22 protein-coding genes are annotated in these 23,842 nt (G+C 32.5%); 21 read left to right on the top strand and 1 reads right to left on the bottom strand.

The genetic code is table 11. The annotated features are described in order from the left end of the window. The first annotated feature begins 2 nt into the window (after nucleotides 1–2). The 15 genes from Z054_RS0122300 (at nucleotide 3) to Z054_RS0122235 (ending at nucleotide 16,191) form a co-directional block, all read left to right on the top strand. A complete protein-coding gene (locus Z054_RS0122300; protein ID WP_024772248.1) occupies nucleotides 3–263 on the top strand; it encodes an acyl carrier protein in 261 nt (86 codons plus the stop codon). Nucleotides 264–305: 42 nt separating this feature from the next. Beyond that, nucleotides 306–1,583 carry a beta-ketoacyl synthase N-terminal-like domain-containing protein gene (locus Z054_RS0122295; RefSeq protein WP_024772247.1) on the top strand — a complete coding sequence of 426 codons (1,278 nt, stop codon included), beginning with the start codon at nucleotides 306–308 and terminating at the stop codon, nucleotides 1,581–1,583. 39 nt (nucleotides 1,584–1,622) lie between these two features. After that, nucleotides 1,623–2,813, top strand: coding sequence for an ACP S-malonyltransferase (gene fabD, locus Z054_RS0122290; RefSeq protein WP_024772246.1), 1,191 nt, complete (start codon nucleotides 1,623–1,625; stop codon nucleotides 2,811–2,813). Then, complete coding sequence (locus tag Z054_RS0122285; protein ID WP_024772245.1) at nucleotides 2,814–3,743, top strand: phosphoglyceromutase; 930 nt, start codon at nucleotides 2,814–2,816, stop codon at nucleotides 3,741–3,743. Nucleotides 3,744–3,745: 2 nt separating this feature from the next. Beyond that, complete coding sequence (locus Z054_RS0122280; protein ID WP_024772244.1) at nucleotides 3,746–4,405, top strand: 4'-phosphopantetheinyl transferase family protein; 660 nt, start codon at nucleotides 3,746–3,748, stop codon at nucleotides 4,403–4,405. Nucleotides 4,406–4,483: 78 nt separating this feature from the next. Then, the gene (locus Z054_RS0122275; protein ID WP_161635323.1) at nucleotides 4,484–4,708 is read left to right on the top strand and encodes a phosphopantetheine-binding protein; all 225 of its coding nucleotides are present in this window, start codon (nucleotides 4,484–4,486) and stop codon (nucleotides 4,706–4,708) included. 222 nt (nucleotides 4,709–4,930) lie between these two features. Beyond that, nucleotides 4,931–5,617, top strand: a complete 687-nt coding sequence (locus Z054_RS0122270) for a DUF4386 domain-containing protein (protein ID WP_024772242.1) — start codon at nucleotides 4,931–4,933, stop codon at nucleotides 5,615–5,617. A 565-nt stretch (nucleotides 5,618–6,182) separates the two neighbouring features. Continuing rightward, the gene (locus tag Z054_RS0122265) at nucleotides 6,183–8,609 is read left to right on the top strand and encodes a TonB-dependent receptor (RefSeq protein ID WP_024772241.1); all 2,427 of its coding nucleotides are present in this window, start codon (nucleotides 6,183–6,185) and stop codon (nucleotides 8,607–8,609) included. 62 nt (nucleotides 8,610–8,671) lie between these two features. After that, nucleotides 8,672–9,001 (top strand): hypothetical protein, encoded by a 330-nt coding sequence (locus Z054_RS0122260; RefSeq protein ID WP_024772240.1) that lies wholly within the window; start codon nucleotides 8,672–8,674, stop codon nucleotides 8,999–9,001. A gap of 3 nt (nucleotides 9,002–9,004) precedes the next feature. Beyond that, a complete protein-coding gene (locus Z054_RS0122255) occupies nucleotides 9,005–9,307 on the top strand; it encodes a hypothetical protein (RefSeq protein WP_024772239.1) in 303 nt (100 codons plus the stop codon). Next, complete coding sequence (locus Z054_RS0122250) at nucleotides 9,307–11,400, top strand: PepSY-associated TM helix domain-containing protein (protein ID WP_024772238.1); 2,094 nt, start codon at nucleotides 9,307–9,309, stop codon at nucleotides 11,398–11,400. The genes Z054_RS0122255 and Z054_RS0122250 overlap by 1 nt, the downstream gene beginning before the upstream one ends. A gap of 118 nt (nucleotides 11,401–11,518) precedes the next feature. Then, nucleotides 11,519–11,812, top strand: a complete 294-nt coding sequence (locus Z054_RS32755) for a LytR/AlgR family response regulator transcription factor (RefSeq protein ID WP_084050536.1) — start codon at nucleotides 11,519–11,521, stop codon at nucleotides 11,810–11,812. Between the two features lie 109 nt (nucleotides 11,813–11,921). Then, nucleotides 11,922–12,371: an anaerobic ribonucleoside-triphosphate reductase activating protein gene (gene nrdG / locus Z054_RS0122245; protein ID WP_035093091.1), complete on the top strand. Its 450-nt coding sequence runs from the start codon at nucleotides 11,922–11,924 to the stop codon at nucleotides 12,369–12,371. Nucleotides 12,372–12,377: 6 nt separating this feature from the next. Then, complete coding sequence (gene nrdD, locus Z054_RS0122240; RefSeq protein WP_024772236.1) at nucleotides 12,378–14,234, top strand: anaerobic ribonucleoside-triphosphate reductase; 1,857 nt, start codon at nucleotides 12,378–12,380, stop codon at nucleotides 14,232–14,234. A 163-nt stretch (nucleotides 14,235–14,397) separates the two neighbouring features. Continuing rightward, complete coding sequence (locus Z054_RS0122235) at nucleotides 14,398–16,191, top strand: hypothetical protein (protein ID WP_024772235.1); 1,794 nt, start codon at nucleotides 14,398–14,400, stop codon at nucleotides 16,189–16,191. A 20-nt stretch (nucleotides 16,192–16,211) separates the two neighbouring features. Here the strand turns inward: Z054_RS0122235 and Z054_RS0122230 are convergent, their stop codons facing one another. Then, complete coding sequence (locus Z054_RS0122230; RefSeq protein ID WP_024772234.1) at nucleotides 16,212–16,661, bottom strand: RrF2 family transcriptional regulator; 450 nt, start codon at nucleotides 16,659–16,661, stop codon at nucleotides 16,212–16,214. Between the two features lie 101 nt (nucleotides 16,662–16,762). Here Z054_RS0122230 and Z054_RS30490 point away from each other — a divergent pair, with 101 nt between their 5' ends. The 6 genes from Z054_RS30490 to Z054_RS0122195 all read left to right on the top strand — a co-directional run bounded on the left by Z054_RS30490 (nucleotide 16,763) and on the right by Z054_RS0122195 (nucleotide 23,835). After that, nucleotides 16,763–17,137: a hypothetical protein gene (locus tag Z054_RS30490; RefSeq protein WP_051473848.1), complete on the top strand. Its 375-nt coding sequence runs from the start codon at nucleotides 16,763–16,765 to the stop codon at nucleotides 17,135–17,137. Between the two features lie 256 nt (nucleotides 17,138–17,393). Next, nucleotides 17,394–19,460, top strand: a complete 2,067-nt coding sequence (locus Z054_RS0122220; protein ID WP_152538644.1) for a TonB-copper family protein — start codon at nucleotides 17,394–17,396, stop codon at nucleotides 19,458–19,460. Nucleotides 19,461–19,484: 24 nt separating this feature from the next. Then, nucleotides 19,485–20,333 carry a hypothetical protein gene (locus Z054_RS0122215; protein ID WP_024772231.1) on the top strand — a complete coding sequence of 283 codons (849 nt, stop codon included), beginning with the start codon at nucleotides 19,485–19,487 and terminating at the stop codon, nucleotides 20,331–20,333. Between the two features lie 162 nt (nucleotides 20,334–20,495). Continuing rightward, a complete protein-coding gene (nadA, locus tag Z054_RS0122210; RefSeq protein WP_035093090.1) occupies nucleotides 20,496–21,440 on the top strand; it encodes a quinolinate synthase NadA in 945 nt (314 codons plus the stop codon). A 7-nt stretch (nucleotides 21,441–21,447) separates the two neighbouring features. Beyond that, complete coding sequence (nadB, locus tag Z054_RS0122205) at nucleotides 21,448–23,037, top strand: L-aspartate oxidase (RefSeq protein ID WP_024772229.1); 1,590 nt, start codon at nucleotides 21,448–21,450, stop codon at nucleotides 23,035–23,037. 174 nt (nucleotides 23,038–23,211) lie between these two features. Continuing rightward, nucleotides 23,212–23,835 carry a thioredoxin family protein gene (locus tag Z054_RS0122195; RefSeq protein WP_035093089.1) on the top strand — a complete coding sequence of 208 codons (624 nt, stop codon included), beginning with the start codon at nucleotides 23,212–23,214 and terminating at the stop codon, nucleotides 23,833–23,835. The last annotated feature ends 7 nt before the right edge of the window (nucleotides 23,836–23,842 follow it).

Genomic DNA, 23,842 nt, shown 5'->3' with positions numbered 1-23,842 from the left:
TTATGTCAAAAGAACATGTTTTTGAAGTAGTAAAAAATGTTATTATAGAAGTGCTTCCGGATATAAATCCGGATCAGGTTCTCATTGAAAGAAATCTACGGGAATTGGGTGCGAATTCGATTGATAGGATGGAGGTTGTTACCATGTCGATGGAAGAATTAGACCTAAAAATACCTTTAATGAGCTTTGCTCAAGTAAGCAATATTCAAGGTATGGTAGACGTGTTGGCTGAGAACTATACGATATCTGTCGAAAGTAATTAATATAGCTAATGGTATTGCCAATAGATTACTAAAATAAGATAGATGATAGTAACCACAAATAAGGTTGGAATTACCGGTATGGGAACAGTTTCTTCTGTAGGAAATGGTGTTTCCACATTTAGCAACTCGTTAAGATATGGAGAATCGGGTATTAAGCAAATACCGACTATAAAGGAGCCAAAAATATCTGTTGATATTGCTGCTAAGATAGAAGACTTTTCCTTCTCTGATTCTATAGATCGTTTTCAAAATGTATCAGAAGAGAAATATCATCACGCCAAGCGATTAGGTAGAAGAGCTCCTTTTGTTATTCAAACATCCATTATATCTGCCTTAGAAGCATGGTTTAGTGCCAGATTGCAAGATAACAAGCCTTTGCCAGAGCGAATAGGATTGATTGTTGCTGGGCAAAACAGTACTCAAAATTATCAATATGACTTGATTTCAAAATTCAGGAAAAATCCGGAGTATCTATCTCCTCGATATGCACTTGAGTTTTTGGAGACCAATCAAATCGGTGTTTTGAGCGAACTATTTGGTATTGAAGGTGAAGGATTTGCCGTAGGAGGAGCATCTGCAACCGGGAATGTCGGTATTATAAAAGGATATCAGCTTGTTCACTCAGGTCTGGTTGATGTGTGTTTAGTGACGGGTGTTGTTGCTGACCTTTCCCCAATGGATATTCAAGGTTTTATTAACATTGGAGCTATGGGAGGTAAGAAATATATAGATCAACCAGAAAAATCCTGCCGCCCTTTTGATGCACAACACGAAGGTTTTATTTATGGACAAGCTAGTGCCAGTGTAATTCTAGAATCAGAAATAAGTGCTACTAAAAGAGGCATTCCATTCCTGGCGGAAGTCAAAGGTTATGGATTGAACCTTGATAGCAATAGTTCTGCTAATCCAAATGTAAATGGCGAAGCAAAAGCGATGCTTTCAGCGTTAAATCAAGCTGGGTTATCAGTTTCAGATGTTGATTATATAAATACTCATGGAAGCTCTTCTCCCTTAGGAGATAAAACTGAAGCAGAAGCTATTAGCAAAGTTTTTAAAGATCATACATCTGATCTGTGGTTAAATTCTACCAAAGGGTTAACAGGGCACTGTTTGTATTCGGCAGGCATAGTAGAGACAATTGCCACAGTTGAACAAATGAGACAAGGATTTCTACATCCAAATAAAAATCTGGAAACCCCGATTTGTAACGATTTACAGTTTTGTGGTACTGCAGCTGTTGATTATCAGGTTGATGTTGCAATGAGTAACTCTTTTGGTTTTGGTGGAATAAATACTTCGATCGTATTAAAAAGAAGATAAAATTAAAATTATAAACCTAATATAAAAAACAAGATAAAAATGAAGAAAACATATGTATTTCCTGGGCAGGGCTCCCAAAGAAAAGGAATGGGAGAGACGCTTTTTGATGAGTTTCCTGCGTTAACAAAGAAAGCGGATAAAATATTGGGATATTCTATTAAGGAACTTTGTTTAGAAGATCCCAAAAATCAGTTGAATCAAACACAATACACTCAACCAGCACTATATGTTGTGAATGCTTTGTCTTATCAGAAGAAAATTAAGGGTGGAGAAAAACAACCAGATTTTTTAGCAGGCCATAGTCTAGGTGAGTATAATGCATTGCAGGCCTCTGGCGTGTTTAGTTTTGAAAGCGGTCTTAAGCTAGTTAAAAAGAGAGGCGAACTCATGAGCCAGGCTAAAAATGGAGGAATGGCTGCTATTTTAAATTCTTCAGAAGAAAAAATTCTGGAAATACTTAAGGATGCAAACCTGATTACTATTGATATAGCCAACTTAAATGCCTCTTCTCAGATTGTTATTTCAGGTTTAAGAGAAGATATTGATAAGGCACATCCATTTTTTGAAAAAGCAGATATCATGTTTATACCTTTAAACACCAGTGGTGCATTTCACTCACGCTATATGAAAGAAGCAGCTGCTGAATTTGAAAAGTTTGCAAAGAAGACAAGGTTTTACAAACCAAAAATCGATGTAGTTGCTAACGTTACCGGAAAGCCTTATGCACATGGTAATGTAGCTCAGCATTTAATAGATCAGTTATCCAACAGTGTAAGATGGTCCGAAAGCATGACATATTTGCTGCATCAGGGAGAGATGGAATTTGAAGAACTGGGAGTAGGAGATGTACTGACCAAATTGATGGGGTATATCAAAAGAGATTATGCAAAAACGGTTAAGGAACAGGCCGGTAAAAAAGCAGAGACCAATCAAGAAAAACGTTCCCAAGCAGCACCTAGTAGTTCAAAGAAAGCGACCAAACCAGTTAAAAAAAACAAATCGGTAACAAAAAAAGCAAAACAAAAGAAGCTATCAGACCCGACTAAACTTGTCGAACAATGGAACGAAGTTTACCCGGTAGGAACAAGGGTAATCTCAGACTTTTATGAAAATGAACTGGAAACCAGATCAGAAGCCACAATATTATTTGGGCATCGAGCAGCAGTATATATCAAAGGGTATAATGGATATTTTGATCTAAGAGAAGTGAAACCTGTTCAAAGGAGTTAAATGAAAAATAAATTAATATTTATTTTTTTAGATGGAGTTGGCTTAGGAAAAAATGTAGAATCAAACCCATTTACCAGAGCTTTAATGCCAACAATGTTTAACCTAGTTGGCGAGGTATTAACCAATACCACAAATGTTGTAAAGCAAAATTTTCTGGTGAAAGGTATTGATGCATGCCTGGGAGTTGAAGGAGTACCTCAAAGCGCGACAGGGCAGTCATCTTTATTTACCGGATATAATGCTCAGGCATTTTTAGGACATCATTTGATGGCGTATCCAAATGATCAATTGATATCATTGATCAATAAAAGATCAATTTTTAAATACGCCAATGAGAATTATATCAAAAGCATTTTTGCTAACTCCTATACCGATGGTTTTTTCAAATCTTTTGATACGAATTCTCCAAATTACAGTGTGACTACACGTTGCGTATTAGCAGCCAAAAATAGTTTTAATACTATGAATGACCTTATTGAAGGCAGAGCTGTACATTGGGATATTACAAACCTTACTTTACAAGATGTGCCCAATAATAAAATACCTTTAATAACTCCATTTATAGCCGGAGAAAATTTAAAGAACTTAACAAAAGATCATGATTTAATTTTATATGAATGTTTTTTACCCGACTTAATAGGGCATAGAAAGGATATGAATAAATCCATTATGTTTTTGGAGATGTTTGATGAATTTCTTAGTGGAGTAATTCATGATAAACCAGAAAATACTCATGTTTTAATTACCAGTGACCATGGGAATATTGAAGACCTTTCTTTTGGCGGTCACAGTAAAAATGAGGTTCCGTTTATTTTCTTTGGTAAAGAAGCACATCACTTTTTAAAAGTGAGAGCTATTGATGAAATATTCAATACCATATTTTCAAAACTATTTAATACGGCCTCTATTACTAAGTTTGAAAAGATTTGAGAATGCAATCAATAGATATATTTTTTACATCCTTTAAAAATCCGATGGAGCAAAGTCTTTTTTCGGATTACCTATCATTGCTACCGCCAGATTTGAGAAAAAAAAATTCACAATACATTCGTTGGCAGGACAGACATGCACACTTGTTAGGACGCTTATTATTGATTGAAGCACTAAAGAGCTATCATATAGAAAATAATATTTGGGACCTTATCGCTTATAGCACACACAAACGGCCATATTTAACCTTGAAGGGATATGATTTTAATATATCTCATTCTGGTGATTTTGTGATTTGTGCGATAGGGAAAAATATCAGGCTTGGTATTGATATTGAAGAAAATAGAAAGAGAAACCTTAAAGATTTCACGAATTTAATGACTCCTGATCAGTGGGATGAAATTAACGGTGCAAGTTGCCCGTTAAAAGCGTTTTATAAATATTGGACAATTAAAGAAAGTGTGATTAAGGCGGATGGACGAGGATTTTATATACCTCTGAATGAACTTGAGGTGAAGAATAATACTGTCCATTTTGACGATAAATTGTGGTTTGTAAAAGATTTTGTGTTCACTAACGGTTATAGTGCAGCACTAACAACCAATCAATTATCAACATTTAAAATGCATGATGTGAATTTTTATAAATCACATCTGGTTTAACCTAACTAATAAATTAACTCAAAATTAATTCAAATTAAATTATAGATTATGGATAAGAACGAAAACGACATTTTTGATTTGATAGCTACTCATGTAGCTGATATCTCTTTAGACATAGCGCATGGTCCTATCATACGCTCTTCAATGCTGTCTCCTCTCGGAATGGATTCTATTGGTCGAGCAGAACTCATTGCAAGGATGCTGGAAGAACTATCATTGAAAGCTTCAGCAAGAGAATTTTATAAAGCCAATAACCTTGGTGAACTTGCAGTGTTATTTGCAAATAAGCTGAAGGAGCAGTGAATCCTGTTAGTTGATCAAGATTAATAATTGAATACTTTTCATCAGAAACCGGAATTGATATTTTTAACAAAAAGCTTTCAAAAGCTTTTAGATAAATTAATATGTTTTTTGCTTTTGCTTTGTACTTTTGTACAAAATTAAAAAACCAGTTAGTCGTGTTTTTTGTTACTTATTGAATATTTATACTTATTAAAAAAAGTTTTATAGCAAAAAAAATGGCTCATGTATTTGATAAAAAGTAAAGTAAGATTGGCAGGTTTGCTATTTATAGCTGGTATGGTTGCTGGGGTTTTTAGTATAGCACCATCAATTGATTCTACAAAGTATTTAACAGAGGCAGCTGCAAATTCTAATAATGTAATAACTGATGCTTTCTTTCAATTTATTATGTCACTTGCATATTTAGGAATTGCTATTTTATTATATCCTATTATCAAAAGGTTTGATGGTAGTTTAGCAATTGGGTTTTTGAGTTTTAGGATAATTTCGGCAACACTCGTAATTTTTGGAACAATATTATTATTGTCAATTTTAGCCTTAAGTCAAGAATTTGTATATAATTCGCCTAATAGCACCTTGGATTTAAAAGCTTTAGGGAATGTGTTCAAAATTATGCGAGATTATATAAACCATGTATTCATGGTTTTGGTGTTATGTATAGGGAATTTCATGTTATATATTTTACTAATGAAATCGAAACTAATTCCTCAATGGCTTTCAGTTTGGGGGTTAATAGGTACTTTATTATCAGGGGCAGCAAGTATTTTGATTTTATTTCAGGTTATTGAAATTATCACAGCTGAATACCTAATTTTGAATGTCCCGACAGCGCTGTTAGAATTAGTTCTAGGGATATGGTTATTAGTAAATGGATTTGACAAAAGAGTATCTGTAAAAATACACGGATAAAGAAAATATAAGAAAGCACAAAAGGCGTAAGTAAGAGTTTCGTAATATATATTACACACTTTGAATTTGAGTTTTAGCTTTGTGCAAAAAAGCATAGAAAACAAGCATTTTGTAATGTGATTGAATGTTGAAGCAGAGGATAAACTTCGAAGAAAAAGTTCGATACTAGTCCCTACTTTAGCACTATTTTGTTTAGAAACCTCTATACATAATTCATGTATAGAGGTTTTTTTGTTAATACTTATAGCGTTGTTAATCAATGATTAATCCTTAATACCTCGAATAAGGATTAAAAAAATGCTGCGAATATTGTGACCTTTAATCTTTCTATATAAATTTAATAAAGACTTCAAATTTTTTGAGTACCACAACATATTTAATACAGATTATATTCTACTAATGATTCTAATTTGACAGTATGCTTTTTACTTGATACCAGTAAAATATTTAAAAAAACATCATAGAATATTTTTATTTATAATCATTCTTAATAGATTTGCGGCATGTGTATTATATTTATTTAGAATAAATAAGAATAATTCCCTAAACCGATTAATTATAATAAATGAAAAATCAATTACTTACCATTTTAGCTTTGCTATTATCAACCTCTTTTTCTTTTTCACAAAATGGAAATATAAAAGGAACAACTGTAGATAACGCTAAAACAGCAGTATCAGGAGTTAATATTCTGATTAAAAACTCAACTAAAGGAGTGCAATCTGATGAAAACGGAGCTTTTGAAATTACAAACATTGCAAATGGTGATCATATTCTTGTTGTATCCTATTTAGGATTTAAGACAAAGGAAATCCCTTTCACGATATCTAATAATGAAACTAAAGAATTTGATGCCATTATCCTATATGAAGGAAATGAAATTTTGGCTGAAGTTATAATAGAAGCAGAGCGAAGAAATAAATTTTCAAGAAAAAAAACAGCTTATGTAGCCAAACTACCTTTAAAAGACCTAGAGAATACTCAGGTTTATAGTACAGTTACCACAGATTTGTTAAAATCACAGGTGGTAACAAATTTTGAAGATGCATTAAAAAATGCAGTTGGTGTTGAAAAATTATGGTCTTCTACAGGACGAGGGGGAGATGGAGCCGGATATTATTCTTTACGTGGATTTTCGGTACAACCTCAATTGGTTAATGGAATACCAGGTCTTACAAATGGAACTATTAATGCTGCAAACATTGAAAGAATTGAAGTAGTAAAAGGCCCTTCTGCGACACTATTTGGTAGTGCCGTAACTTCATATGGAGGACTTATAAATGTTGTTACCAAAAAACCATACATAGGCTTTGGAGGCGAACTTTCTTTTACATCTGGAACTTATGGTTTTAATCAAGTAAGTGGAGATATTAATACCCCATTGGATAAAAATAATAATATCTATTTTAGATTGAACACATCTTATGCTACAGAACAGAGTTTTCAAGATGCCGGTTTTAGAAAATCTTTTTTTGTAGCCCCGTCACTATCTTATCGTGTTAATAATAAATTATCCTTTTCGTTTTATGGAGAAATTTCACAGGCAGAGCAAACCAATCCTATGTTTTTGTTTTTGAATAGAAGTGCACCGACTCAAGCGAATAACTTAGAAGAACTAGGATATAATTATAAAATGTCATTCACTAGTAATGAATTGACCTTAGAAAACCCCACGCAAAATTATCGTGTAGAAATGGATTATAAGCTTTCTGATACATGGCAATCACAAACTGTATTATCAAAAAGTTCAACATCTACAAAAGGATATTATTCTTATTTGTTTGATTTTGGAGTTTTGGGCAATGATACTTTTTCTCGTTTTATTAGTAAACAAAATTCCAATACTCAAACAACAGATATTCAGCAAAACTTCACAGGAGATTTTAAGTTGGGATCAATTAGAAATAGAGTTGTTTTGGGTATAGATTACTTTAACTCAACACAAACCAATAATAGTAGCGGCTTTGCTTTTTATGGAAATATAACTCCTGAAGGAGGTTCTAATGGAGATAATCCTTTTACACCAGATGTAGAGACTGATACATTTACGTTATCAGCTGCTAGTGTAGATGCCGCTCTAGAATCCCAAGGTATATCTAATATAAAATCTAAATCACATATTTACAGTGCTTATATTTCTGATGTTGTTAATATCATCCCATCACTATCAGTAATGGTAGGCTTAAGGTTGGATGTGTTTGATAATGAAGGTGATTTAGCAAATCTTGATGATGATTTTAACCAAACAGCTTTTTCTCCAAAATTTGGTGTTTTATATCAACCTATAATGGATAAATTATCTGTATTTGCTAATTATCAAAATGGATTTACTAATGTAGAACCTGCTTTAGTAGGAGATCCGAATGCTGGTCCACAAACGTTACAGACTTTTGATCCTGAGCAGGCTAATCAATTAGAATTTGGTGTTAAGACTAATTTATTTAATAATAGATTAAATGCTTCAGTGAGTTATTATGATATTAAGGTAAAAGATCGTGTTATTACAGATCCAGCTTCACCTTTCAATAAAATACAAGGAGGAGAAGTAGAAAGTAGAGGTTTTGAAATTGAAGTAAATGCTAGTCCTATTGATGGTCTTAATATTAGAGCAGGCTTTAGCAATAATGATAGTGAAACTACAAAATCTGATAATGCAGAAATATTAAATCGTAGACCATTGGAAGCAGGCCCTGAGACGCTTTATAATTTTTGGACAAGTTATGAATTTCAAAATGGTAAACTAGATGGTTTTGGATTGGGATTAGGCTTCAATGGTGCGAGTGAACGTTTTGCAATCAACTATGCATCTACCGGAGAATTTATTCTTCCGAGTTATACTATTGCTAATGCTTCTATTTTTTATCAAGCGAAAAAATATAGAATCAGCCTAAAACTGAATAATGCATTTAATAAAGAATATTACAAAGGTTGGTCAACTATAACGCCTCAAACCCCAAGAGCTATATATGCGAATTTAATATATAAATTTTAAAATATTTTAATACAAACAACTCTAAATATCTTATTTAGAGTTGTTTGGTTTATAAAGATAGAATGATAACAATTAGTGTATTATTAATTTTTTTCGGAAGTTTTTTACTATACCATACCTCAAAGGAGGTACTGGTAAGCTATGATTTAACCATTGAAAAATGGATTCAATTAAACATGGTTGTTTCAAAGCTTATAGCGGTTGTACTTTTATTAGTTTCATTAGTCATTACCATTGTTTCTTTAGGAAGAACATCGGGGATTTTATTTTGGCTTTTTTTGATGATGATAATTTTAGGATTAATCATCATTATAGCTCCATTAAAAAAAGTAACGTACAAACAGATTTCAGTTTTATTTTTAGTGCTATTAATACTTGAATTAACATTATAAATTATGCCAGCAAACCCAAAATATTTAGATAAATCTCCCTGGCAACAATTTGCTAAAATTTCTGCAGGAATTTTAGGAGGTTATATCATTTCTGCATTATTACATATGTGTTTACCGCTTTGGTTGCCTAATCCACAAGAAATTTTAATTACCTCAATATTTACTTTGTTTATCGTTTGGTGTGCACTTTTAATTGTTCCTTTTTTGTTTAAAAATGGATGGAAAGCTTGGTTGCTATATATATTAATAGCTATAGTATTGTTTGGGATATATTATTTAGGAAATCAAAATAATCCTTTTGTATAATGAGTAAGAGAAATCATAATATATTCTTTAATACACATACTGTAAGTGGTATAGTAATTAGTGTTGCTTTATACATTATATTTTTTGCAGGAGCATTTGCTTTATTTAAAGAAGAAATTGCGATATGGGAAGAAGGAAAATCCATAGGTCATGTTGAAAGAAGTGATATTGATTATGACAGAATATTAAAAACGCTGGATGATCAATATCAATTAACTGGTAGAGATTTACAACTTAACTTTGGAGAAGATCGTGACCATATTTATGTTTTTATGGGAGCGAGCAAAGACTCGTTGGCATCAGAAAAAGGAAAACAGTCTAATTATTTCTATGTTGATATTAATTCTATCGATACCAAAACGTATCCAGAGCAATATAGTTTGGGAGAGTTTTTATATCGATTACATTTTTTTGCGCAACTACCCTCAATCGGTATATATCTAGCAGGTTTTATAGCACTATTTTTCTTATTTGCTATAGTTACCGGGGTTATTGTTCATTGGAAAAAAATCATCCCTAATTTTTATACGTTCAATCCAAAATCAGTTTTAAAACGTGTTTGGGTAGACGCTCACACTGCTCTTGGAGTCATAGGATTACCCTTTCAATTCATTTTTGCAGTTACCGGTGCCTATTTTTGCTTAAGTATTTTGGTATTGCTTCCAGCTAATACCTTATACAATAATAATCAGACCAAACTGATGGAGGATTTACGTCCCGAACGAAAAACGTACGAGTGGATTGCTAGAGCAGAAAAAGAAATTCCCAGTTTTAATGCCTTTTCGAAAAAAACGACAAGTGATCAGACCGATTTTCACCTAACAAGAGGTTTTATAAAAAACTATGGTGGCACCAATATGAAATATGTTTTAATTGGTGAATATGAAGATAATAAACGTTTTATTGGCACGGGTCGCACTGTTCTTGATGTCTTTTCGGGAAAAATAGAAGAACAGAAAAGCCCTGATAAAACGGTTTACTCTGAAGATTTTCAACGTACTATAAGTCGCTTACATTTTGGAGATTTTGGCGGCACTCCTATGAAAATAATCTATTTTATTTTAGCAATGATAACGTGCTTTGTTATCATTACGGGAGTTTTAATTTGGATTGAAGCTCGCAATAAAAAGAGCATGACAATTAGCCAAAGATTATATACTGCTAAGGTAGGTCATATTTACTTAGCTATTTGCCTATCAATGCTTCCTGTGACTGCGTTAGCATTTTTATTTGTAAAATTTTCGAATGGCTATTTTGAAGATAAGCAAACCGCGATCTATTACTTCTATTTTATTCTATGGTTGATCGCTATTTTCTTTTTTCGATTTAAGAGAGATAATTATGCAACCAATAAATATAGCTTATTACTTGGAGCCATTTTTGGATTTCTGATCCCAATTAGTAACGGGATTATATCAGGAAATTGGATATGGAACACTTTTAATCAACATCAATTTGAAATTTTATTGATCGATGTTCTGTGGATTATAATTGCTTCAATTTCACTTGTTTTTTATTTTAAGATACAACCACAAGTTAAAGCACAAAGTAGCTTTAATAAAAATCAGATAGATTATAAAAATATTTCAGCTTTAAAAGCTGAAGAAATTAAAAAAGCTAAAGCAAAACAAAATAATAGCAATAATATGGAAGCTAGTAAATTAGAAATAAAAAACGGAAATCATGACTCTATAACCATGAGAACAAAAATTATCATATTGTGGATATTCATTATCCTTGGATTTATATTTCACCACATTTATGGATTAGCTAATGTGTTTTTTAAAGAATCAGTGTTTATTGAAGGTTCAACAGGAGAAACACCTTTTTGGGCACATCAGTGGCGTATTTTAATGGAAGGTATAGCCTTCTTATTTGCAGTAATGACGGTACAGATATCAAAGAAGTGGTTTCGATGGATTTCATTTATTTGGGGAATTATTGTAACCTTATTTAATGTATATCATGTTATTGAAGCAACTATGCATGAAACAGCTAATTATTCTGAAATTTTTATATTACTCTTAATGGCGGTTGCAAGCATCTTTTTGGTTATAAATTTGAATAAGTGGAAAAATATTCAAATAGCATAAAATGGTTTCTCAATTTGCAGAAGTAGCAAATGTTAGTGATCAACAATAAAAAAACCTGGAATTTTTCCAGGTTTTTTTATTCCCGAATTCCTGAATGTAATATAGCCCAAACGGGAGTATTAGCATAGATGATATCATCTATTTTAAAAGTGATGGTAATTATGTGCAAATTATTACGAAAGATAAAACGTATCTGTACAGAATAACGATGAATGCTTTGTTTGATAGCCTGGATACATTCCAGTTTTTAAGAATTCATCGCTCTTTAATAGTAAATAAAGTATATATAAAGTCTTGTAGATATACTAGTAATAATGAATATCAATTAAGACTGAAAAACAATAAAGAACTTATTTCTTCAAGATCATACAAGTCTTCAATTTCTGATTACTTATCGACTTTAGAAACATAATTTTCTTCCTGTTAATAACATTTTTAATAACTCATTTTTATTAATTTAAAAGAAGGAGTTTCTATTCTTATTTTTATAAAAGATAAAAAGGTCTTTTAATAGTGTAATAATGAATTTTTATGATTTTCATATAGTGCTTCAGGAAGTACCAGGGGAAATAAGTATATGTTTTAGTATTTCTGGATGCCCTTTAAGGTGTAAAGGATGTCATTCGCCTTTTTTATGGAAAAAGGGGAGTGGGGAAAAATTAACTAAAAAAAAATACAAAGATATACTCGATAGGTATTCTGGATTTGCCACCTGTGTTGTTTTCATGGGTGGAGAATGGTATAAAAAAGAATTAATAAACCATCTAAAATATGCCAAAGAGAAAGGATATGAGACTTGTCTTTATACAGGTCTAGAGCAAGTGGATGATAAGATTTTAACTCAATTAACCTGGATTAAAACAGGAAGATGGAATCAATCTCTAGGAGGATTAAATAGCAAAACAACCAATCAACAATTTATAGAAGTAAAAACCAATAAGCGACTTAATTACTTATTTATTAAAAATTAAAAACTCATGATACGACTTTCAGATGATCAAATAGCAAATAAAATTGATTTTATAACCCATTATTTGGATTCTACAAATGCGGCAGATGGATCCAAAGTAGATGCTAATGCCAATGTGACTTCAAAAAACATTGCAACGATGGAGGCAGAGTTAAATAAAGACATTAATATACAAGTAAACAGAGCATTGGTAAAACAAAAAATAGCTGCTCTGTATGGCAATGATCTAGCTGAAGAATACACCAGGCAGATAGAATCACATGAAATATATGTACACGATGAGACTTCACTAAAACCATATTGCGTTTCTATAAGTATGTACCCATTTTTATTAGACGGACTCACAAAATTAGGAGGTGAAAGTAAAGCTCCAAAACATCTGGAGAGTTATTGTGGTGAGTTTGTTAACCTTGTCTTTGCAGTAAGTTCGCAGTTTGCCGGAGCATTAGCTACTGTAGAGTTTTTGATGTATTTTGATCATTTTGCAGTTAAAGATCTTGGAGAAGATTATTTACAAACTCATGAAAAACGTATCGCAAATCATTTACAACATGTAGTTTATGCGGTTAATCAACCCGCTGCCGCAAGAGGTTACCAATCCGTATTCTGGAATATTTCTCTATACGATGAAGCCTATTTTAATAGTATGTTTGGAGATTTTGTATTTCCCGATATGACCAAACCAAAATGGGAAAGCGTAAAAAAATTACAAAAATTCTTCATGAAATGGTTTAATAAGGAACGAAAAAGAGCCGTACTTACTTTTCCTGTAGTTACTGCTGCAATGCTTGTAAAAAATGATGCTCCTGTCGATAGAGAATTTACCGAAATGTGTGCACAAGAATTAAGTGAAGGAAATTCTTTTTTTATTTACCAATCCGAAAATGCAGATAGTTTAGCATCCTGTTGTCGTTTACGAAATGAAATTAGTGATAATACCTTTAGTTATTCTTTAGGTGCAGGAGGGGTAGCAACAGGATCTATAAATGTAATCACTCTTAACTTGAACCGGCTGATTCAAAAAAAGACTGATATTGTTGAAGAAGTACAAAAGATTCATAAATATCAGGTTGCTTACAGAAAACTTATAGACGAATATAATGAAGCGGGATTATTGCCTGTTTATCAAGCAGGTTTTATAGCATTAGACAAACAATTTTTAACAGTAGGGATTAATGGTATGGTAGAAGCTGCCGAGAGCCAGGGAATCGAAGCAAGCAATAACACTACATATAAGAATTTTGTGAATACCTATCTAAAAGCAATTTATCAAGAAAATAGAGCAGCAAAAGAAAAATATGGATATATGTTTAACACAGAATTTGTTCCTGCAGAAAATCTGGGGATAAAAAATGCAAAATGGGATAAAGAAGATGGATTATTTGTGCCCAGAGATTGCTATAACTCATATTTCTATGCCGTCGAAGATAATAAAGTAAATTCTCTGGATAAAATAATGCTGCATGGTAAAGAGATTATACAATATCTGGATGGCGGTTCTGCACTTCATCTTAACCTAGAAGAGACTCCTAACAAAGATGGATTTATAAAACTAATTCATGCAACAGCTGCAGCAGGATGTAACTATTTCTGTTTTAATATAAGAATTACAATATGTAATGAATGCTCACATATAGATAAGCGCACTTTGTTTGTATGCAATGACTGTGGTTCTCACAATGTAGATCATGCCACCCGGGTAATAGGATATTTAAAACGAGTATCTAATTTTAGTTCTGATCGACAGAGTGAACATCAATTAAGACATTATCATACGCAACATGCGAAACCTAATTTGGTAAATAAAAGAATTGAAGTTTTGACAGAAAAACAACCAGAATATGAAATTGATCGACATGCTTAAAACATAGAAGTTATTAAAACATGATAATTGTCATATTTAGTTCTGATTCCATTCGTGATTTTTGACAGATACATATGTATTAGATTTTAAAATATATATTGGCAATTTGATGCTATAGTTCTAATACATATTGATTAACCGATACAAAACTTAATTCATTATAATGAAACTACATTCATTTCATATTCCTGTAATGGGAATAGGCTTTACTATTGATACTCCATTAAAAGTTTCTCATCTGGGAATAGATTCTGTTATTTCATTGGTTGATGATATTCTATTAGAAAAACTAAGAAAGATGTATTGTGATACATTCGAAATGCCATATAATGAAATCACAGAAAGTATAGAAGATTTTAGAGCTAAGAGGATTACTTCTTATCTTAATTTGATGAATGATCTGGCAGAAAAAAAGTTTAATCAACTTAAAAATATTACAACAGAATGTAGTAATGAATTGAAACAATACTTCAATATTTTACCAGATACTTCACTACTAAAGCAGCGATTTAAAGGATTAGCATCCAATGATTTCAATTTTAAAGGAATCAAGGATTTAATAGAAGCCAATTTATCGATGGGCAGTATTGATGTAAATATCATGACCAAAGTAGATAAAGAAAATTATCAAAAAAAAGAGAAACTATCTTCTAAATATAATGATGCTCACGCAGCGCTTAGAGGATATGCTAATAGCGAATTATCTTCATCCGTAATACTTTCTGCCGGGATGAACCCCAGGCTGTATAGTTATATGGAAGAGTTTGAGGATTTTTATCCAAACCAGAACGGAGAAATTAAAAAGAAAATAGTTTTAAAAGTAAGTGATTATAGATCTGCCCTGATACAAGGAAAATTTTTAGCCAAAAAAGGATTATGGGTTTCAGAATATAGAATTGAATCCGGACTTAATTGCGGGGGTCATGCATTTGCAACAGATGGATATCTTATGGGGCCAATATTAGCTCAGTTTAGAGATCAGAAAGAAGAATTGATTTCTGAAATACATAAGATTATAGCAGAGGTATGGTCTCGTAAAAACCGACATGTTCCACAATCTCCTTTACCTGTTAAAATCACTGCCCAGGGCGGGGTGGGTACAGCAGAAGAACATCAGTTTTTATTAGAACATTACAAAGTAGATTCAGTAGGGTGGGGAACTCCGTTTCTTTTGGTACCAGAAGCAACAACAGTTGATAATAGTACATTAGATAAATTAGTAAAAGCCAAAGAAGATGATTTATACCTAAGTGATATCTCTCCTTTGGGAATACCATTTAATAGCCTAAAAGGAAATACAAAAGATCAGGAAAAGTTAACTTTATTAGAAAAAAACAGGCCTGGTAGCTCATGTCCTAAAAAATTTGTTGCTCTAAATAAAGAATTTACCGAAAAAGGGATATGTACAGCATCACGACAATATCAGCATATAAAAATTAAGGAGCTGGATAAAAAAGGTCTTTCTCAGGAAGATTATCAAAGAGAATTTGATCAAATCACAGAAAAATCATGTACCTGTGTTGGTCTGGGAACTTCTGCGTTACTGAAATATAACTTAGATACTAAAGTTGAAGGAGAAGGAGTTTCGATATGCCCTGGGCCAAATATGGCTTATTTCTCTAAGCTTATGAGTTTAAAAGAAATAACAAGCCATATTTATGGAGAATCTGATGAAGTTGTAAGAACAGATCGTCCTAACATGTTTATAAAAGAGCTAAACATTTATATTGATTTTTTAAAAGATAAGCTTGAAGAAACAAAGCATTCTATAAATGATAAGCAGAAAAAATATTTGTCAGTATTTGTAAAAAACCTAAAAGAAGGAGTTTCTTATTATGAAAACATTTTTGGAAGTATAAAAATAGCTTTTGAAAATTCTAAATCTCAAATTTTAAACGATTTGGATAATAGCAAAATGACTTTAAACCAAATAAACTCAGAAATTGATGATTTGTAAATGATATCTAGGTAAAGTTATTATTTTAGATCAAATCCTTTTAAGGAAATTACGGTTCCTTCTACTTCAATTTCTTCAACAAGTTTAGAAATCGTTTTATCTCTAAATTCATTTAATATTTTTTTCTTAAATGGAGATACGGTAGAATGTACAGGACATGGATTTTTATCGCTACATTTTGATAGTCCTAAAAAACATTTATCAAATTTATGAGTACCATCGATGCAACAAATAACATCCCAAACTGATTTCTCTTTATTTTTTTTATCCAGAAAAAAACCACCCCCAGGACCTTTAGTAGAGGAAACCAACTTATTAGAGGTTAATTGCCTTAATAATTTGGCCAAAAAAGGTTGAGGCGTCTCTAATTCTTCGGCAATTTTTTTTACTCCTATTTTATGAGTCTCATCAGAGTGTATTGCTAGATAAAGGATTGCTCTTATAGCATATTTACAAGCGTTAGATAGCATAATAGCTTTTTTTTAGATCAAATATAATAAAAAAGATCGTTTTGTCTTTTTTGTGACTTTTATCATATTTTTCTTCCTGTAATAGGAGCTATATTTGCCGCATGAAAAGTAAGGTAATTCTATTCGTTGCTCTCCTGATGCTTATCAAGCCTCTTTGGCCAGTAGGAGAGTATATCATGAATTATGATTACATCGTAAAAAACCTCTGTATAAATAAAGATAGGCCTAGATTAAAGTGTGATGGTAAATGCTATTTAAAAAAACAATTAGCCAAAGAATCCGACTCAGAAAATAATCCATTCAAAGACAAAAAATCTAAGAATGAGATTCAGCATATTGTTTTTTTTCAACTATTACTTGATTTCGATTTAAAAAATGAACCAGAAAATACAGTTGAGAACAATTATAAAACTACACAAGAAATAATTTCTAAATTACTTATTACAGATATTTCTCCACCTCCGGAGTTTGGATAATTCAATATGAACTCATTTGAATTTTTTGTTTTACACGAAAATTTAAGATTTTTTACCATAATGAATCCTTTTTTGAGGAGCATAGCTATAGCTACGTTACGAAAAAGTCAAAATTAGGGTGAATAAGAAAAATTTGCAGCAAAAAGTAAAAGCTTAAATGAGTTCTATCAGTGTATTTGTTTTGAAGGTATGATATACCTCAAATACATGTACATAAACTTATTTATATGTTGAATTATTTATAAAATATATTCTAATGAAAACTAGTATTGGTGTGACCTCTTTGTATAGGGTTTTGAGGGCACCGTTTAAAAGGGTAAATATGCTATGGTATATCCTGCTTTTTCAAATTACCCCCTGTTGGGTTAATGCCCAGGAAGAAATCCTAAACAAAGAGCCAGATACTATTATGCCAATCAATCTGGAAGAAGTTATTTTGATATCTGCCAGAAAAGAATTGGATTATCAAAAACAACCTAAACCATTATCATCGTTAGATGAATACCTGGAGCTTTCACAAAAAGTGGGTATGATAAAACGAGGAGCCTATGCTTGGGAACCTGCGTTAAATAATATGACATCAGAAAGACTTTCTGTTACTATTGATGGGATGCGAATCTTTGGTGCGTGTACAGATAAAATGGATCCTATTACCTCTTATGTAGATGTGTCCAACCTTGCTAAAGCCCATGTTGCATCGGGACAACAAGGGTCGGAATATGGAAACTGTATAGGAGGCGCAATAGATCTGAAGTTAGATAAAAGCAATTTTAGAGAAACAGGATTCAAAGCAAGTTTAGAAGATGGATTCGAAACCAATAACCAATTAGTGGTTCTGGGGGCAGAAGCCAATTATTCAAATTCTGATTTTTATGTAGATGGAGATATCATTTATCGCAAAGCGGAAAACTATACTGCAGGAAATGGAGAAGAAATCAATTTTTCTCAATATACAAAGTATAATGTCTCTGTAAACGGAGGATATAAGATTGATAAAAACAAGGCACTCACAGCAACTGCTATTTATGATGAAGCACGAGATGTAGGGTATCCTGCATTACCCATGGATGTTTCTTTGGCACGTGCAATTATTGCATCTATAGGTTTTGAACAAAATACTATAGGTGTATTTAGCGATTGGAAGTCTAAAGTGTACTTTAATAAAGTTACTCATGTGATGGATGATTCTCAAAGACCAGATGTACCTATTCGAATGGATATGCCGGGATGGAGTGATACGTATGGGTTTTTCTCTGAAGCGAATTTGAAAACCAAAAAACAACACTTTTTGATGAAATGGGACGGGTTTTATAATAAGTCTCTTGCAGAAATGACAATGTACCCCAATAATCCCAATGAGAACCCTATGTTTATGCTTACTTGGCCCGATGTACGAACTTGGAATACAGGTTTATATGCTGAAGATAAGATCAGCTTTAAAAAAAGTTCTTTAAAACTATCTGCGAGATTAGCTGTGCAAAACAATACTATAGCTGATGATTTTGGACTTAATAGTCTTAGAATCTTTTATCCAGATATGGAAGAATCCAAAACACGCTTTCTTAAAAGTGCTTCGCTGCAATATCATAAACATTTAGATCCTATTCACATCAATGCTGGACTGTCTTATGGAGAACGAGCACCATCAGTATCAGAAGGATATGGGTTTTATCTTTTTAACAGTTTTGATAATCACGATTATATTGGTGACCCTAACTTAAAAAATGAACAATCTATAGAGGGTAACGCTAAAATTTCGTTAGAAAAATCCAAATTAAAAATTGCTCTGGAAGGAAATATTTTTCGAATGCCTAATTACATTATTGGTGAGGTAAATGAATCACTTAGTACTATGACAATTGGTGCTGATGGAGTAAAAATATATGAAAATCTAGAGTATGCCGATTTGGTTAATGTGTCTTTGAGTACAGAATACAAAATCATACCAGAACTTGGATGGTCTGCTTCGGTATCCTACCATCAGGGAAAAGATGATACCAATCGCAATTTGCCTTTTATAAGTCCTATATCGTATCGATCCGGGATTCAGTATAATAAAAGGAGTTTTTCAGGAGAAGTTACCATGAAAGGTGCTGGAGATCAAATAAATTTTAATCCAGAATTTGGCGAAGATAAAACATCAGCCTACATCATTTTTTCTCTAACTCTGGGAAAAACCTTTTACCTGAATAACGATGTGGTATATGCCAAGGCAGGTGTAGAAAATATTTTTGATGAATACTATTCAACGTATACAGATTGGAAAAATGTTCCTCGAATGGGACGTAATTTCTTCATCACATTTTCATACAAAATCAATTAAAAAAACATAATTAAAAATAAACAAATGAAAACCATAAAATTAATTTTTACAGTAATCATACTTTCAACCATTTTTGTTTCATGTAGTTCTGATGATGACGAAATGATAGTAAATCCTATGGAAGGATTTAACCTGGTAACTTCTTTTGATGCTAACAATCATTCTATAGAATTGTATTCTAAGAAGAACGATTTTAGCATTGGATATAATGAAGTGTATATACGTATTAAAGATATGGCGACAAAAAACTATGTTTCTCAATCCGAAATTTCTTGGATGCCCATGATGCATATGACACAAATGGAACACTCTTGTCCAAAATCTACCTTGACTGTTACCGAAGACAAGACAGTTTCTAAGGGATTCTTGGTTTTTCAAATGCCAGGCAATGGCGATGAATATTGGGATCTTACCATTACCTATAAAATTAATGGAGAAGAATTCACAACAAAGAAAACCATAGATGTAATATCACCGGCAGATGGTAAACAAAAAGTAAGCACATTCATGGGTAGTGATGGTACTCGTTATATTTTGACTATGGCTGGACCTGTAGATCCAAAAGTTGCAGTAAATGATTTTAGTGCGATGCTTTTTAAAATGGAAAACATGATGACTTTTCCTGTAGTAGAAAACTATAAAATTACAGTAGACCCTCGAATGCCTAGTATGGGTAATCATAGCTCGCCAAATAATGAAGATTTGAGTTATGATAGTGCATCAAAAATGTACAATGGAAAATTATCACTAACCATGACAGGGTATTGGAAAATTAACTTGAAATTATTAAACGAATCTCAAGAAGTACTAAAAGGAGAAGACGTTACCACGGATAACCTCGAAAGCAGTTTATTTTTTGAAATTGAGTTTTAAATTTCTCTTTTATTTTAATGAAAGGCCACTCGAAAGAGAGGCCTTTTTTTATGATGTATAAATGAGTCGTATGGTGAAATAACATAAAAAAGACTTTTTTATCTTTAATTATGACTTTTGTCATAGTATTCACATTCAAAGACCTCTATTTTTCGCGATGTAATGAATAGTATTGTAAAAGTGGAGTTAAAAGAAAAAATAAACAAAATAAAGGAAGAAAAAAATGCTGTAATCCTTGCACATTATTATCAACGGCCAGAAATACAAGAGGTTGCTGATTATGTTGGAGATAGTTTAGGGCTATCCCAAAAAGCAGCAGAAATTGATGCAGATATTATTGTCTTTGCAGGTGTGCACTTTATGGCAGAGACTGCGAAAATCCTTAACCCTGCAAAAAAAGTAGTTTTACCAGATTTAACCGCCGGGTGCTCATTAGCAGATTCCTGCCCTCCCAATGCATTTGGTTCTTTTGTAGCATCACACCCGGATCATATTGTAATTACTTATATCAATTGTTCGGCAGAAATTAAAGCAATGAGTGATTTGGTTTGCACTTCTTCTAATGCTCTTAAAATTGTGGAGTCGATACCAAAGGATACACCTATAATTTTTGCTCCAGATAAGAACCTAGGTAAATACATCATAAAACAAACCGGTAGAGATATGTTACTTTGGGATGGCAGTTGTATAGTACATGAAGCTTTCTGTATTGACAAATTATTGGATTTATATAAAAATAATCCAGGGTCGGTAATTATAGCTCATCCAGAATCTGAAGAGCATATTTTAAAAACTGCAAAATATGTAGGATCTACTGCAGGGATGATAAATTATGTAAAAGAACATCCTAAAGAGAAGTTTATAGTAGCAACTGAAGCAGGTATTTTACACGAAATGAAAAAGAAGGTACCTAATACAATCTTGATTCCTGCTCCTGCCGAAGAGGATAATACTTGTGCTTGTAGTGAATGTGGTTATATGAAAGTAAACACACTTCAGAAATTATATGATTGTCTTCATAATGAAACCCCAGAAATAAATGTCATAGAGGATATAAGAAAAAAAGCATTAACTCCTATTGTACGAATGTTAGAACTTTCTAAATAAAAGGATGATGATATCAGTAGACTATTTAGTAATCGGTTCTGGTGCAGCTGGGTTAACTTTTGCGGTTAAAGTAGCAGAAAAATTTGAAGATAAAAGAGTTTGTATAATAACGAAGGCAGATGATGATGAATCTAATACGAAATATGCCCAAGGAGGGGTAGCGGTAGTATTAGATGCTAAAGAAGATTCTTTTCAAAAACATATACAAGATACTTTGATTGCAGGCGACGGTTTGTGCGATCCGCAAATTGTTAAAATGGTCGTTAAAGAAGGCCCCAAAAGACTTAATGATTTAATTCAATGGGGAGCTAATTTTGATTTAGATTATAACGGGAACTTAGATCTTGGTAAAGAAGGAGGGCATTCAGAATACCGTATTGTTCATCATAAAGATATTACAGGTCGCGAAATAGAAACAGCATTACTAACTCGTATTCATCAATTGCCTAACGTTAGTATATTAAGTCATCATTTTGCAATTGATCTGATTACAGAACATCAATTGCAAATACAAAGTCATGAAAATATTTCTTGTTATGGGGCTTACGCTCTGAATCAAAAAACTGGAGAAATAAAAACGATAAAAGCCGCAGTAACATTGTTAGCAACAGGAGGTATTGGTAAAGTATACGGTCATACTACTAACCCTGTTATAGCAACGGGTGATGGAATTGCAATGGCATACAGAGCAAAAGCAAGAATTAAAGATATGGAATTTGTTCAGTTTCATCCAACAGCATTATACGAGGATAAAGATGGGCAATCGTTCTTAATATCCGAAGCAGTAAGAGGTTTTGGAGCATATCTACGAAATAAGAATGGACATAGGTTTATGTTAGATTATGACTCAAGAGGAGAACTTGCTTCCCGAGATATAGTCTCAAAAAGTATAGATAACGAACTTAAAAAATCTGGGGATTCTTGTGTTTATTTAGACTGTACCCATCTTCAGGTAGAAGGTTTTAAAAAACATTTTCCCACAATTTATAAAAAATGCACAGCGAATCATGTTAACGTAGAAAAAGATTGGATTCCGGTAGTTCCTGCATCTCATTATTTATGTGGTGGTATTGAAGTTGACAAAAATGGAATGACATCTATTCAGAATTTATTTGCCTGTGGAGAATGTTCCAGAACAGGCTTGCATGGAGCAAACAGGTTAGCTTCAAACTCTTTGTTAGAAGCTTTAGTGTATGCGCATAACAGTTACAAATACTTATGTTCTAATACTGTGCAATCGGTTTCAATATCTATTCCTGATTGGGATGATCAGGGAACTCATGTCAATAAAGAACACATTATCATAAGGCATAATATCAGGCAATTACAGGCCTTGATGAGAGATTATGTAGGTATTGTACGTAGTAACCACCGTTTGATAAAAGCTAAAGAACATTTAGACTTAATGTATAGAGAAGTAGAAGAGCTTTATAGAGATTCGAAGGTAAATACGGCATTATGTGAATTACGAAACATGATTAATATTGCGCACTTGATTATAGGGCAATCCTTAGAAAGAAAAGAAAATAAAGGAGGGTATTTTAACATAGATAATAATAGTGCTTCTCTAGAAATTTTAGAAATGAACTCATCTTGAGTAATGGTTTTAAGCCGAAAAGTTTGGCTTTTGTACCATGGTGAAGGTGGTTTTTTTCAGCATAGCTACGGCTACGTTGAAAAAAATCAACAAAATCAGGGTGCAAAATGTAAATTTTGCAGGCAAAAGTAGTGCTCAAGATGAGTTCAATACAAACCCCTAATATATTATGATATGACGAATGAAATAATTAAAGAAGGTATAGCCAAAGGGATTTCCTATACAGCATATGTTGAACTAATAAATCGTCTTGTTGAAGAAGAAAGTACAACAGGAATAGAACAGGTTAAGCAACGTGTAGATTTTACCAAATTAAATGCAAGCAGAATGCGAAGACTCGATAAAACTCTTGCGATCCCAGAGCAAGCCAAACAAGTTTTTCGAGATATGAAAGAAAAGCAAACCTGGCTTGTTCTTATAGAAAGTTGGTGTGCTGATGGAGCGCAGACCATTCCTGTTTTAAATAAAATAGCAAAAGAAGTACCCGCTATTGACTTAAAAGTCTTGTTACGAGATGATAATCCTGAGTTTATGGATCTTTTTTTAACAAACGGAACACGCTCTATACCTAAACTGATAATAGCAGATAATGATGGTAATGTATTAAATATATGGGGTCCAAGATCACAAGTAGCTACTAATATGGTTCTGGCTTACAAAAAGGAAAACGGAAAAATAGATGACACTTTTAAAAAAGAATTACAAATCTGGTATAATAAAAATAAAGGAGAAGCTATTATTAATGACCTTGTGAATATAGTTGAAGACTCACTTACGTTAGAAAAAGATTTTGATTAAATAAATC

It is taken from the genome of Aquimarina macrocephali JAMB N27 (assembly GCF_000520995.1).
Classification (GTDB): Bacteria; Bacteroidota; Bacteroidia; order Flavobacteriales; family Flavobacteriaceae; genus Aquimarina; species Aquimarina macrocephali.
This window is presented reverse-complemented; position numbering and strand designations above follow the sequence as displayed.